The 280-nt window shown below is 56.8% G+C and carries 1 protein-coding gene; it reads left to right on the top strand.

Annotated features, from left to right (window positions below; all coding sequences use genetic code 11):
- On the top strand, positions 1-243 hold a 243-nt coding region (locus tag J4G32_RS21495; protein ID WP_210497783.1), incomplete at its 5' end, for an enhanced serine sensitivity protein SseB C-terminal domain-containing protein.
- Between the last annotated feature and the right edge of the window lie 37 nt (positions 244-280).

Genomic DNA, 280 nt, shown 5'->3' with positions numbered 1-280 from the left:
CATGCGGACGCCCAACCCAATCTGCTGATTGGCATTGAGGCTGACGGCGAAATTGAAGAGATCATTCACGCAGCGGGCAATGTGGCGACCGACACGTTACCGGGTGACGAACCGATCGATATTTGTCAGGTGAGGAAGGGCGAGCAGGGTATCAGCCACTTTATCACTGAGCATATCGCGCCGTTCTACGAGCGCCGCTGGGGCGGGTTCCTGCGCGATTTTAAACAGAACCGCATCATCTGAAGAAAAGAAAGCCGCCCAACAGGGCGGCCTCCTGGCT

Source organism: Microvirga antarctica, assembly GCF_017921815.1.
Classification (GTDB): domain Bacteria; phylum Pseudomonadota; class Alphaproteobacteria; order Rhizobiales; family Beijerinckiaceae; genus Microvirga; species Microvirga antarctica.
This window is presented reverse-complemented; position numbering and strand designations above follow the sequence as displayed.